Here is a 13313-nt window from a genome sequence, read left to right as displayed (position 1 = left end):
GACGCTGCATTGTTAGCCAGATATTCTGCCCGGTATGTTCAAATTTCCTGAATGAGAACGAGATGGCTAAAGAGAGAGCATTGACGCTTGAGGCGCTGCGCGTTATGGACGCGATTGACCGGCGCGGCAGCTTTGCCGCAGCGGCAGATGAACTGGGGCGCGTTCCGTCTGCGCTGAGCTACACCATGCAGAAGCTGGAAGAGGAGCTGGACGTGGTGCTCTTTGACCGCTCCGGTCATCGAACAAAATTCACTAACGTTGGCCGAATGCTGCTGGAGCGCGGTCGTGTGCTGCTGGAAGCAGCGGATAAGCTGACGACAGACGCCGAAGCACTGGCGCGCGGCTGGGAAACCCATCTGACGCTGGTTACCGAAGCGCTGGTACCTACCGAGGCGCTGTTCCCGCTGGTGGACAGACTGGCGGATAAAGCTAACACCCAGTTGTCGATCATTACCGAGGTGCTGGCAGGCGCGTGGGAGCGTCTGGAGACGGGCAGGGCGGATATCGTGATTGCCCCGGACATGCACTTCCGATCCTCATCTGAAATCAACTCCCGCAAGCTCTACAGCGTGATGAACGTTTACGTGGCTGCCCCGGATCATCCGATCCACCAGGAGCCAGAGCCGCTCTCAGAAGTGACGCGCGTGAAGTATCGTGGCGTGGCAGTGGCCGACACCGCGCGCGAGCGTCCGGTGTTAACGGTGCAGTTGCTGGATAAACAGCCGCGTCTGACCGTCACGTCTCTTGAAGATAAACGTCAGGCGTTGCTGGCCGGTCTGGGCGTGGCGACGATGCCGTATCCGTTTGTTGAAAAAGACATTGCCGAAGGGCGGCTGCGCGTTGTCAGCCCGGAATACACCAGTGAAGTGGATATCATTATGGCGTGGCGGCGCGACAGTATGGGGGAAGCCAAGTCGTGGTGTTTGCGCGAAATACCAAAGCTCTTTGCCCACCACAATAAATAAATGTGCAGGCCCGGAGCGCTTTGCGCCACCGGGCTTTTTTTATGCGCTGGCTTTCGGGTCTGGACCGAAGCGGTTTTCACCCGGCGTGCCATTCTGGCAGTTGAAGATCAAAATCACGATCCAACCTACCACCGGAATCAACAGCAACAGTAACCACCATGCTGAACGATCGGTGTCGTGCAGGCGTCTGAACTGTACTGCCCAGGACGGCAGCAGAATAAATATGCCATAAATTGATGTGAGAATGCCTTCCCCGCCGGCCTGCTGCCAGCCGAGAATTTTATCAACGATGCCCAGCACCACGAGAAGAATGAAGTTCACCAGAGCGAACATCCAGTACTCTTTGCGGCGGGCGCGGCCACCAAATCCAATGTAGTTGCGCAGTACGTTTAAATACCAGTCCATTTTCCTTGCCTCATTAATCAGTCAATCACTTGTTTTTTAAGCGATCGAGGTAAGGATAGATGGAGATTGTGAATTAAAAAAGGGCATCTATTGATGCCCTTAATATTTATCCAAAACGGACGTCGCGACCGTGTGGTTCATCCAGATCCTGCCACGGGCCAATGGAGATAATGCCCGTCGGGTTGATGGTTTTATGGCTGCGGAAATAGTGGGTGCGAATGTGGTCAAAATTGACCGTTTCAGCAATGCCCGGCATCTGGTAGATGTCACGCAGAAAACCATACAGGTTGAGGTAGTCGCTGATGCGATGTTTATCGCACTTAAAGTGGGTGACATAGACCGGATCAAAACGTACCAGCGTCGTCCACAGGCGGATGTCAGCTTCGGTCAGGCGGTCGCCCGTCAGATAGCGGTGCTGACCGAGGATCTGCTCCAGACGCTCCAGGGATTCAAATACTTTCCCGACTGCTTCGTCATAGGCTTCCTGGCTGGTGGCAAAACCGGCTTTGTAGACACCGTTGTTTACGTTGTCGTAAATCCAGCTGTTCAGCTCGTCGATTTTCTCACGCAATTCAACCGGATAATAATCCCCGGCGCGGGCACCGTGGGCATCAAACGCCGTGTTAAACATGCGAATGATTTCGGCGGATTCATTACTGACGATGGTCTGGTTTTTCTTGTCCCACAGCACGGGTACGGTAACGCGTCCGGTGTAGTGCGGATCGGCACGCAGATAAAGCTGGTAGAGGAAGTCGTGGTGGTAAAGGTCATCGCCGGTCGCAGCAGGGAAGTCACTGTTAAACGTCCAGCCGTTTTCCAGCATCAACGGGTTTACCACCGAGACCGGAATGAACGATTCCAGTCCTTTAAGTTTACGTACAATCAGCGTGCGGTGTGCCCACGGACAGGCGAGGGAAACATAAAGGTGATAACGGTCTTTCTCCGCCGCAAAGCCACCTTCGCCACTCGGGCCGGGCGTACCGTCGGCGGTCAGCCAGTTACGGAAGGCCGACGCTGAGCGCTTGAAGCGTCCGCCGGTGGATTTGGTGTCATACCAGACATCCTGCCAGACACCATCTACGAGTTGTCCCATTTTGTTCTCCTCCGTCAGATAAGCAAAAGCGAGGAGAGATCTCCTCGCTTTGTGTTCATTAATTATAGCCTGCTTACCACTTCTTATTCAGAAGGCGGTCAATGCTGTAGGCACCTGGCCCGGTGATAGCCAGCAGCAGGAAGCCGCCTGCGATGGTCAGGTTTTTCATGAACATCAGGGAGTTCACATCTTCCGCAAAGTTACTGTGGAAGATAAACGCCGTCAGCAGGGTGAAGCCTGCGGTAAACAGTGCTGTGGTGCGGGTCAGGAAGCCGAACAGTACCGCCAGGCCGCCGCCGAACTCCAGCAGAATGGTCAGTGGCAGCAGGAAGCCCGGTACGCCCATCGCTTCCATATATTGCTGAGTTCCCGCATAACCGGTGATTTTGCCCCAGCCTGCGGTAATAAACAGAATCGGCATCAGAATGCGCGCGACCAGTACACCAACATCTTCTAATTTTTTCATTTCTCTCTCCAGGAAACCACAACAGCGGCTGAACTTTAAATATGTGCAAATTCGGGTAGATACCGCGGCTTTGCTATCGATGGAGAGGAGTGTAAACGTGACGGATGGCAATTGTTAGCAAGGAAAACTGTCAATCTTTTTCAAAGATATTGAGCAAGGGGCGTGCGGGCTGGTGCCCTCACCTCATCCCTCTTCCACAGGGAGAGGGCGCAAAAACAAAAAACGGTAACCAGGGTTACCGTTTTGCTTTTACCTCGAAGCCGCCACCCGGCGAGAAGGCTACCTCAGCTGCTGCTGCCGCAACGTCGCTTTCACCAGACGCCAGGCGCTCCAGGCACCAAAGCCACGGCGAGCCCAGCGGATCAGCATATTAGGATGGCGGACTGTCCAGATTGCCATCACGCTGCTGCCAACCAGCGCCCACGAACGCAGGCTCAGGAAGGTATTCCAGCCACGATCGAACCGATGCGTCGCCTCGATCCAGTCGCGACGGCTGGCAGAAAGATCCAGCCGCTGCTGCTGGATCTGGCTTAGCAGGTACGCTTTTCGCTTCTGACGTTCGGCTTTGTCGCTCACGGCTTGTCATCCTCCAGCAGAGCGCGGTCGTTAGCCAGCTCCTGGCGCGTATGGCGCAGGAAGGTGGATTTTCGCGCTTTACGCAGTGTCCAGATACCGCCAATCAATGCTGCAACAAGCAGAACAACGGTAGTGGCAATCATCGCATTAAGCCGATACTGCGGGTCGATAGCCCAGATGATTAATACCATCAGGCTCATCAGACCAAATGCGGCGAAGAGCATGGTAAGCCCAAGCATCAGTAGCATCTGGAAGAGATTGGCTTTCTCCTCTTCCAGTTCAACCACTGCCAGCCGGACGCGCGTTTCGGCAATCCCGACCAGCGTGGTTAATATACGCTGGCCGATGCCGAGGACGTTTTTAGCAGGCCCTTGTGCGTGACGAGGATCTTCCATAATTAACGACGCGTCAGCAGAACACCCAGTACCACACCTACGGCGGCACCGATACCAACGCCCGTCCATGGGTTATCACGGACATATTCGTCAGCGCGCGCCGCCGCTTCGCGAGTCTGTTTCGCCAGCGCATCGCCGGTTTCACCCAGGCGGTAGCGGCTCTCTTTCAGCGCCTGCTCCGCTTTACTGCGCAGCTTGCTGACTTCTTCTTTTGACTTGTCGGCAGAGGAGTTCAGCACCTCTTCCAGGGTATCGGCCAGGGATTTCAGTTCAGCGCGCAGATGTTCAGACGTCGTATCTTTTGACATGATTCTCTCCTGTTGAGATTTCCGTTAACTCAATAATCGCGAGCTTCCAGCGCTTTCAGGTCGTCCTGCGCTTCTTTCAGCTTTCTCTCGCGCTTGGCAATTTTATCCGCATCCCCTTTCTCTTTCGCTTCCTGCAGGTCTTGACGGCGCTCAGCTATCTCGTCCTTTTGTTCAGCGATTTTTTTCTGGTGATCGGCACGCAACTTGCTGTCCGTGCAATTGGCTTTCACTTCGCTCAACGCTTTTTTCAGACCGTCGATCCGGTTCTGATTGTTGTGCTTTTCGGCAAAACTGATCTCGCGTTGAATTTCCTGTTCTTTCTCCTGACAGAGAGAATTGGCGAAGGAAGCTGTGCTTAAAGAAAAAAGGGCCAGAGCCAGAGTGATGCGGTATTTCATTATAGAAACCTTCCATTGTGTTGCGGCGTACACCGCTATCCAGAAACATGCGGAGAACATTGAGGGGTGCTCCGCGTACTTAAGCATAGTAAGTAAACGGGATATTCACCAAAGTAAGTGAAAAGATTCGGAATCCTGGAAGTTATCCGAAGCGATGCGACGTGTCGCGTAGCAGTGATAACCAGGACGCCGTGTGGCTATCGTCATCCTGTTGAGCAATGATATAACCCTGGGGCAGCGTTCTGTCGAGAACGGCTTTTGCCGCTGCGCTTTGTGCACTGGAGTCAAATTTAATCAGTAGCACATCATCCTGCGGAGTTATGCTCTTGAAACGAATTCCGTTGGCATCCAGGTGATGCCAGACAGAAAAACCGTCCGGCACACTGGCACCCTGGTTCACCGAACGAATCGCCAGCGTAGATTCCTGACGCTGCAACGCGGCCCACGCCAGGAGCATGACGCTGAACATCATCAGCGCGATCATGGCGTATGAGAAGCGGCGCAGAGAGAGCGGGGTCATTGCCATCGTTAGCCCCTGGCTCCGTATTTCTTTTTCCACAGCACAACCAGCGAACCGATCAGGCCAAACACCAGCAGCACGACCGGCAGCAGCATCAGGCAGGACATTAACTGGTCTTCATATTTCATAAACACAGGCGTTTTGCCGAGCGCGTAGCCCAGGGTGGTGAGGATCAGCACCCACAGCAGGCCGCTCATCCAGTTGAAAAACTGAAAGCGTGTGCTGCTCAGCCCGGACAAGCCCGCGATGGTCGGCAGCAGGGTGCGCACAAAAGCGATAAAGCGGCCAATCAGCAGCGCTGACAAACCGTGCTTATGGAAAAGATGGTGCGCGCGCTGGTGATAATGCGCTGGCAGGTGGGAAAGCCAGTTTTGCACAATCCGCGTGTTGCCAAGCCATCGTCCCTGGATATAGCTCACCCAGCAGCCGAGACTGGCGGCAATGGTTAACAGCAAAATGGTTTGCGGAAATGCCATCGCCCCTTTGGCACACAAAACGCCGACCAGCACCAGCAGGCTGTCGCCCGGTAAAAAGGCGGCAGGAAGCAATCCATTCTCAAGAAACAGGATCATAAACAAGACGAAATAGAGCATGCCAATCATGGACGGGTTGGCCAGCGTTTCAAAGTCCTGAGCCCATAAGGCATTCAGTAGTTGGGTCAAAAGTTCCATTCAGTGTTCCTGGAAATCGGTTAACGTCACGCCTGTTATCCGGGAAAAACAGCACGGCGACATTGTTATGATTTCATTATGATCGCTCGCGGACACATTGAGATGTGGCCAACACTGTTCCCTGTTAATTGGCTGGTTAGCAAGCACTAACTTACAAAATAGCGAAGTGAATCCAATTGTAACAAAGCCCAACGTTCTGCGTCACAGAATTTGCAGGGGAGAGATGATTTTGGCGTAAGCCCTGGAAGGGAGCGAGGGGATTTACAAAGGCTGACACTATATATGTTTTGCTTACCCATTACTGGCAGAAGGCGCAACGAAGCGCCTGCCAGAGAAAAGGAACGCTATTTTGCGAGACTGGACGCGGTATCAAGATGAACGACAGGATTGTCGGCAAAAAGATAACGGTCAGCATTGAATTCGAAGTCGTCACTGGTTTCGTTAAACAGCATCTGCTTGGTGTTCTCAAGGTGCTGCCACATCGCCAGTTTTGCTGCATGCGGATCTTTACGAATCAGTGCCTTAAGGATCTGATCATGGTCGTCGCACCAGTTATCGACGGTGCGTGAATCGATATGGTCATGCAGTTTCTTCCAGTACGGGTTGTGAACGCGCTGAGTCCACATTTTTTCAACAATTGCCGCCAGTGCTGTATTTTGGGTTGCCAGAGCCACCTGAACGTGAAACTGCAGATCCCACTCTGAATCGCGGAAACATTTTTCCTTACGCGCTTTCTCCTGGATCTCCATCAGTTTCATGATGTCCTGTTTGGTCACCTGCGTTGCCGCGAACTCCGCAATGTTGCTTTCGATCAACTGACGAGCCTGGAGCAGCTCAAACGGACCGTAGCTGGCGAACTCCAGGCTTTCATCCGGTGCCGGGGAGTGTTTTGCCTGACTGGATATCACGTGTATACCAGAACCCTTACGCACCTCAACATAGCCTTCCACTTCCAGCATGATGATCGCTTCGCGCACCACGGTGCGGCTTACACTCTTTTCATCAGCAATAAAGCGTTCAGCGGGGAGTTTGTCACCGACAAGATAGACCCCTTGCTCGATGCGATCTTTCAGTTCGGCAGCAAGTTGTTGATATAAACGACGTGATTCGGTGATTTCCATATGCGCTCCAGGCAGGGTACGGCGGATTATTTGTTATACCACTTTTGTGCGCCAGTCTCCAGATTTTGCCATGAAAAAAGCCGCCCGGCGGCGGCTTTTGTGCAGATTTTGCCGGGTGGCGCTACGCTTACCCGGCCTGGATTTTATTGGGTTTTGTAGGCCGGGTCAGGCGAAGCCGCCACCCGGCACAGCGATGCTAACTCTGCGTTGCCGGTCCGCCGAGGGACTCTTTCGCCAGTTCATCTGCCGATTTACTCTTCAGCACCGTCCAGATCACCACCGCCCCCATCAGGTCGAAGATGGCCAGTACCGCGAACAGCGGGCTAAAGCCAATGGTGTCCGCCAGCGCACCGACGACCAGCGCAAACAGGGTGCTCGCGGTCCAGGCTGCCATACCAGTCAGACCATTTGCGGTTGCCACTTCGTTACGTCCGAAGACGTCAGAAGAGAGGGTAATCAGCGCACCGGACAGAGACTGGTGAGCGAAACCACCAATGCACAGCAGGGCGATAGCCACGTAAGGGCTGGTGAACAGGCCGATCATGCCAGGGCCAATCATCAGCAGGGCACCCATGGTCACCACCATTTTACGGGAGACAATCAGGTTGACACCAAACCAGCGCTGGAACAGCGGTGGCAGGTAGCCGCCAACGATACAACCCAGGTCTGCGAACAGCATTGGCATCCAGGCGAACATCGCAATCTCTTTCAGGTTAAAGCCGTAAACTTTAAACATGAACAGCGGAATCCAGGCGTTGAATGTCCCCCATGCAGGTTCAGCCAGGAAACGCGGCAGGGCGATCCCCCAGAACTGACGCGTGCCCAGGATCTGCCAGACAGACATTTTTTTGCCGTTGTTGGTCTGGTGCTGCGCTTCCTGCCCGCCGATGATGTATTCACGTTCTTCTTCGGACAGCTTTTTCTGGTCACGTGGGTGCTTATAGAAGATCAGCCACGCCATCGCCCATGCAAAACTCAGTACACCTGAGATGATGAACGCCATCTGCCAGCTGTGCATGACGATAGCCCAGACCACCAGCGGTGGCGCAATCATTGCACCGATGGAGGAGCCGACGTTGAAGTAACCCACTGCGATAGAGCGCTCTTTCGCCGGGAACCACTCGGAACTGGCTTTGAGGCCCGCAGGGATCATCGCCGCTTCTGCAGCACCGACCGCACCACGTGCCAGCGCCAGGCCACCCCAGCTGCCTGCCAGCGCAGTTGCACCACAGAACACAGCCCAGGCGACGGCGAAGAAGGCATAACCAATTTTAGTCCCCAGAATATCAAGAACATAACCTGCAACAGGCTGCATTATGGTGTAAGCGGCGGAATACGCCGCAATGATGTAGGAGTATTGCTGTGTTGAGATATGCAATTCTTCCATCAACGTTGGAGCCGCTGCTGCCACGGTGTTACGTGTCAGGTAGCCCAGCACGGTGCCGAGCGTCACCAGTGCGATCATGTACCAACGTAACCCTTTAATTTTACGCATGTAAAACCTCATCGTTATGTTATTTCCGTGCCGGGGCACGGCAACACCTCAACCGTTGCCGGGAGCTGTTCTGTAACGGGAGGGGCGTAACCGGGAGAATTTCCCGGAACGGCCCGAACCTTGCCATAAGTACTCGTGCATAAGTCGGTTTCCGTACCGTTAAATCCGATGTATCTGACACCGGCAATGCATTCCGTCGGCTTATAGTTTGCGACGGCGAAAAGATAACTTGTCATACAACTTTAAAAGGTGAGTGACATCACAAATGTGTGATTCTTTGTAGGGATATTCTGTTGTGAGAACAAAGCCAGTGCTGGCGGGGCTTGCAGAAGGGTTTACTCCTTTGAGGGTAATTTTTTTATCGACGATTATTGATCTAACTCACGAAAAAAACTTCGGTCAGTGGAAATTGGTGTGATAACTTTGCAGCATCTGAACATACGATTTCTGACGCTCTCGTTAAGAGGATGACGATAATGACGCCGTTTATGACCGAAGATTTTCTGTTAGATACCGAATTTGCTCGCCGCCTGTACCACGACTACGCAAAAGACCAGCCGATTTTCGACTACCACTGCCACTTGCCACCGCAGCAGGTTGCCGAAAATTACCGTTTCAAAAACCTGTATGACATCTGGCTGAAGGGTGACCATTACAAATGGCGCGCGATGCGCACCAACGGCGTGGCTGAGCGCCTGTGTACTGGTGACGCTACCGACCGCGAGAAGTTTGACGCCTGGGCCGCGACCGTTCCGCACACCATTGGCAACCCGTTATACCACTGGACGCACCTCGAACTGCGTCGTCCGTTTGGCATCACCGGTAAACTGCTCTCCCCGGCCACTGCTGATGAAATCTGGGAGCGGTGCAATGAATTGCTGGCGCAGGACAACTTCTCTGCGCGCGGCATCATGAAACAGATGAACGTGAAAATGGTGGGCACCACCGACGACCCCGTCGATTCGCTGGAACACCACGCGGTTGTCGCTAAAGACACGGCTTTTGACATCAAAGTGCTGCCAAGCTGGCGTCCGGATAAAGCGTTCAACATTGAGCAGGCAACCTTTAACGATTACATGGCGAAGCTGGCCGAAGTCTCTGATACCGACATTCGTCGTTTCGCCGACCTGCAAACTGCGTTGACCAAACGTCTGGATCACTTTGCGGCGCACGGCTGTAAGGTGTCTGACCACGCGCTGGACGTGGTGCTGTTTGCTGAGTCTAACGAAGCCGAGCTGGACAGCATCCTGGCGCGTCGACTGTCAGGTGAATCCCTTAACGAACACGAAGTGGCCCAGTTCAAAACGGCAGTGCTGGTGTTCCTCGGTGCGGAATACGCGCGTCGCGGCTGGGTACAGCAGTACCACATTGGCGCGCTGCGTAATAACAATCAGCGCCAGTTCAAGCTGCTGGGCGCGGATGTGGGCTTCGACTCCATTAACGACCGTCCGCTGGCGGAAGAGCTGTCGAAACTGCTGAGTAAACAAAACGAGCAGAACCTGCTGCCAAAAACCATTCTCTACTGCCTGAACCCACGCGATAACGAAGTGCTGGGCACCATGATCGGTAACTTCCAGGGCGAAGGGATGCCAGGCAAGATGCAGTTCGGTTCTGGCTGGTGGTTCAACGATCAGAAAGACGGCATGGAACGTCAGATGACGCAGCTGGCGCAGCTCGGCCTGTTAAGCCGCTTTGTCGGCATGCTGACCGACAGCCGCAGTTTCCTGTCTTACACTCGCCACGAATATTTCCGTCGCATCCTGTGCCAGATGATTGGCCGCTGGGTGCAGGCAGGAGAAGCACCGGCGGATATCCAGCTGCTGGGCGAAATGGTGAAAAACATCTGCTTTAACAATGCGCGTGACTACTTCGCCATTGAACTGAACTAAGGCCGTTTGAGGTTGATATGCAATACATCAAAATCCATTCGCTGGATAACGTTGCCGTCGCGCTGGCGGACCTGACTGAAGGTGACGTTGTGACCGTTGAGAACCAGACGGTCACGCTGCGCCAGGCGATTGCTCGCGGGCATAAATTTGCCGTGAAACCGATCGCCAAAGGGGAAAACGTCGTTAAGTACGGTTTGCCGATTGGTCATGCGCTGGCGGATATTGCGCCGGGTGAACATATTCATTCCCACAATACCCGCACCAATCTCAGCGATCTGGACGAGTACAGCTATCAACCTGATTTTCAGGCGGAAGAGGGGCAGGCGGCAGATCGCGATGTTCAGATCTACCGCCGCGCTAACGGCGACGTGGGCATCCGCAACGAACTGTGGATACTCCCGACCGTCGGTTGCGTGAATGGGATCGCGCGGCAAATCCAGACGCGCTTCCTGAAAGAGACCAACGATGCCGAAGGCACCGACGGAGTGCATCTTTTCAGCCACACTTACGGCTGTTCACAGCTGGGTGACGACCACATTAACACCCGCACCATGCTGCAAAACATGGTGCGCCACCCGAACGCGGGCGCGGTGCTGGTGATTGGCCTGGGCTGTGAGAACAACCAGGTGGATGCCTTCCGTGAAACGCTGGGGGAGTTCGACCCTGAGCGTGTGCACTTTATGGTGTGCCAGCATCAGGACGACGAAGTGGAAGCGGGCATTGAGCAACTGCACCAACTGTATGAGGTGATGCGTCATGATAAGCGCGAGCCGGGCAAGCTGAGCGAGCTGAAGTTTGGTCTGGAGTGCGGCGGGTCAGATGGTCTGTCCGGTATCACCGCCAACCCGATGCTGGGCCGCTTCTCGGATTATATGATCGCCAACGGTGGCACTACCGTGCTGACCGAAGTGCCGGAGATGTTCGGCGCAGAGCGTATTCTGATGAGCCACTGCCGCGACGAAGAGACGTTTGAAAAGACCGTCACCATGGTGAACGACTTTAAACAGTATTTCATCGCGCATAACCAGCCGATTTATGAGAACCCATCACCGGGGAACAAGGCGGGGGGGATCACCACGCTGGAAGAGAAATCTCTCGGCTGTACTCAGAAAGCCGGAGCCAGCCAGGTCGTGGACGTGTTGCGCTACGGTGAACGCCTGAAAACGCCCGGTCTGAACCTGCTGAGCGCGCCGGGTAATGATGCGGTTGCCACCAGCGCGCTGGCAGGTGCCGGTTGCCATATGGTGCTGTTCAGTACCGGTCGCGGTACGCCATACGGCGGTTTTGTGCCAACGGTAAAAATTGCTACCAACAGCGAGCTGGCAGCGAAGAAAAAGCACTGGATTGACTTCGATGCGGGTCAGTTGATCCACGGCAAAGCAATGCCGCAGTTGCTGAACGAATTCGTCGATACCATCGTGGAATTCGCCAGCGGCAGGCAGACCTGCAACGAGAAGAACGACTTCCGTGAGCTGGCGATCTTTAAGAGTGGTGTGACGCTGTAAATATTATGTCGGGTGGCGCTAACGCTTATCCGACCTACCAAATCCTGTAGGCCCGGTAAGGCGTAGCCGCCACCGGGCTTTTTTTTTACCCGCGCAGGGCGTTCTTCGCTAAACGCGCGTCTTCCGCCTGACAGGCCGCTGCGGTAAACAGCACGTCGGTAGAGGAGTTCAGTGCCGTTTCACAGGAATCCTGCAGCACGCCGATAATAAAGCCAACGGCTACCACCTGCATCGCGATCTCGTTCGGGATACCGAACATATTACACGCCAGCGGAATGAGCAGCAGCGAACCACCCGCCACGCCGGATGCACCACAGGCACACAGCGACGCCACGACGCTCAGCAGCAGCGCTGTCGGCAGATCCACCGGAATACCCAGCGTATGTACCGCCGCCAGCGTCAGCACGGTGATGGTGATCGCCGCACCCGCCATATTCACGGTGGCACCCAGTGGGATCGACACCGAGTAGGTGTCGCGATCCAGATTCAGCTTCTCCGCCAGCGCCATGTTAACCGGAATGTTCGCCGCAGAGCTGCGGGTGAAGAAAGCATACACGCCGCTTTCGCGCAGGCACATCAGCACCAGCGGATACGGGTTGCGGCGGATCTGCCAGAATACCAGCAGCGGGTTGATCACCAGCGCCACCAGCAGCATACAGCCAATCAGGACGATCAGCAGCTGTGCATAGCCCCACAGCGTCTCAAAACCGGTGGTTGCGAGCGTAGAAGAGACCAGCCCGAAGATACCGATTGGCGCAAAACGGATCACGATTTTCACCATAAAGGTCACGGCGTTGGACATATCGTTGACCAGATTTTTGGTCGTTTCGTTACCGTGACGCAGCGCGAAGCCAAGCCCAATCGCCCAAACCAGAATGCCAATGTAGTTTGCATTCAGCAGGGCATCAATCGGGTTGGATACCATGCTCATCAGCAGGCCGCGTAATACCTCTACGATGCCGGAAGGCGGTGTGATATCACCTGCCGCGCTGGTCAGATGCAGCGTGGAGGGGAAGAGGAAGCTAAACACAACGGCCGTTAAGGCAGCAGAGAAGGTTCCCAGAAGATACAGGAATAAAATAGGGCGAATGTTGGTTTTTTGTCCGTGCTGGTGGTTGGCAATCGACGCCATGACCAGCATCAGTACCAGCACCGGTGCAACAGCTTTCAGTGCGCCTACGAACAGCGTACCGAGCAGTCCCGTTGCTTCCGCGGCAGGTTTTGACACCATCGCCAGCAGAATACCCAATACCAACCCGACCAGAATTTGTTTTACAAGGCTGCCCTGCGCCAGGCGCGCGAACAGACCGCTTGATTGTGTGCTCATACGTTATTCCTGAGTGAAATTGCGTTCCATCCTGGATGTGCTCTAAGTCACGTTTGTTTCCGGATGTAAGTAAATGTTTGCCTGGTCGAGTATAGGGAATGCGCGAAAGGAGGGAAGCGTAAAATGCTGGATTTTACGTGTTGCGTCATGTTTTTTAACTATTGGTTAACGAAAATGCC

General features: G+C 54.4%; 15 protein-coding genes. 3 read left to right on the top strand and 12 right to left on the bottom strand.

All coding sequences use genetic code 11. From position 1 onward, the window contains the following. Positions 1-62 precede the first annotated feature (62 nt). Positions 63-965, top strand: coding sequence for a DNA-binding transcriptional regulator YhaJ (gene yhaJ / locus EoCCA6_RS08795; protein WP_152082358.1), 903 nt, complete (start codon positions 63-65; stop codon positions 963-965). Positions 966-1004: 39 nt separating this feature from the next. On the opposite strand, the gene EoCCA6_RS08790 is transcribed toward yhaJ, so the two are convergent. The 11 genes from EoCCA6_RS08790 to EoCCA6_RS08740 form a co-directional block, all read right to left on the bottom strand. Continuing rightward, positions 1005-1370, bottom strand: a complete 366-nt coding sequence (locus EoCCA6_RS08790) for a DUF805 domain-containing protein (RefSeq protein ID WP_152082357.1) — start codon at positions 1368-1370, stop codon at positions 1005-1007. Between the two features lie 106 nt (positions 1371-1476). Beyond that, a complete protein-coding gene (locus EoCCA6_RS08785) occupies positions 1477-2463 on the bottom strand; it encodes a glutathione S-transferase family protein (RefSeq protein WP_152082356.1) in 987 nt (328 codons plus the stop codon). A gap of 73 nt (positions 2464-2536) precedes the next feature. Beyond that, entirely contained in the window at positions 2537-2929 is a 393-nt protein-coding gene (locus tag EoCCA6_RS08780; protein WP_152082355.1) for a DoxX family protein, read from the bottom strand. Between the two features lie 279 nt (positions 2930-3208). After that, positions 3209-3505, bottom strand: a complete 297-nt coding sequence (locus EoCCA6_RS08775) for a YqjK-like family protein (RefSeq protein ID WP_152082354.1) — start codon at positions 3503-3505, stop codon at positions 3209-3211. After that, the gene (locus tag EoCCA6_RS08770) at positions 3502-3900 is read right to left on the bottom strand and encodes a phage holin family protein (RefSeq protein ID WP_152082353.1); all 399 of its coding nucleotides are present in this window, start codon (positions 3898-3900) and stop codon (positions 3502-3504) included. The genes EoCCA6_RS08775 and EoCCA6_RS08770 overlap by 4 nt, the downstream gene beginning before the upstream one ends. Before the next feature lie 2 nt (positions 3901-3902). Then, on the bottom strand, positions 3903-4208 hold the full coding sequence (locus EoCCA6_RS08765) for an ElaB/YgaM/YqjD family protein (RefSeq protein WP_008503141.1): 306 nt from the start codon (positions 4206-4208) through the stop codon (positions 3903-3905). 29 nt (positions 4209-4237) lie between these two features. Then, on the bottom strand, positions 4238-4606 hold the full coding sequence (locus EoCCA6_RS08760; protein WP_152082352.1) for a DUF1090 domain-containing protein: 369 nt from the start codon (positions 4604-4606) through the stop codon (positions 4238-4240). A 142-nt stretch (positions 4607-4748) separates the two neighbouring features. Next, a complete protein-coding gene (gene mzrA / locus EoCCA6_RS08755) occupies positions 4749-5132 on the bottom strand; it encodes an EnvZ/OmpR regulon moderator MzrA (protein ID WP_152082351.1) in 384 nt (127 codons plus the stop codon). A 2-nt stretch (positions 5133-5134) separates the two neighbouring features. Next, positions 5135-5797 (bottom strand): DedA family general envelope maintenance protein YqjA, encoded by a 663-nt coding sequence (gene yqjA, locus EoCCA6_RS08750; protein ID WP_152082350.1) that lies wholly within the window; start codon positions 5795-5797, stop codon positions 5135-5137. A 344-nt stretch (positions 5798-6141) separates the two neighbouring features. Further along, positions 6142-6918, bottom strand: coding sequence for a transcriptional regulator ExuR (exuR, locus tag EoCCA6_RS08745; protein WP_152082349.1), 777 nt, complete (start codon positions 6916-6918; stop codon positions 6142-6144). A gap of 196 nt (positions 6919-7114) precedes the next feature. Next, positions 7115-8413, bottom strand: a complete 1299-nt coding sequence (locus EoCCA6_RS08740) for an MFS transporter (RefSeq protein ID WP_152082348.1) — start codon at positions 8411-8413, stop codon at positions 7115-7117. A gap of 476 nt (positions 8414-8889) precedes the next feature. Here EoCCA6_RS08740 and uxaC point away from each other — a divergent pair, with 476 nt between their 5' ends. Together uxaC and EoCCA6_RS08730 are read left to right on the top strand one after the other, a co-directional pair. Next, positions 8890-10302, top strand: coding sequence for a glucuronate isomerase (gene uxaC / locus EoCCA6_RS08735; RefSeq protein ID WP_152082347.1), 1413 nt, complete (start codon positions 8890-8892; stop codon positions 10300-10302). A 17-nt stretch (positions 10303-10319) separates the two neighbouring features. Beyond that, the gene (locus EoCCA6_RS08730; protein ID WP_152082346.1) at positions 10320-11807 is read left to right on the top strand and encodes a UxaA family hydrolase; all 1488 of its coding nucleotides are present in this window, start codon (positions 10320-10322) and stop codon (positions 11805-11807) included. An 85-nt stretch (positions 11808-11892) separates the two neighbouring features. Here the strand turns inward: EoCCA6_RS08730 and sstT are convergent, their stop codons facing one another. After that, positions 11893-13134, bottom strand: coding sequence for a serine/threonine transporter SstT (gene sstT / locus EoCCA6_RS08725; protein WP_152082345.1), 1242 nt, complete (start codon positions 13132-13134; stop codon positions 11893-11895). Between the last annotated feature and the right edge of the window lie 179 nt (positions 13135-13313).

Origin of the sequence: Enterobacter oligotrophicus (assembly GCF_009176645.1) — a bacterium.
GTDB classification, from domain to species: Bacteria; Pseudomonadota; Gammaproteobacteria; order Enterobacterales; family Enterobacteriaceae; genus Enterobacter; species Enterobacter oligotrophicus.
Note: the sequence above shows the minus strand (reverse complement) of the source record. Positions and strands in the feature narration are given on the sequence as shown.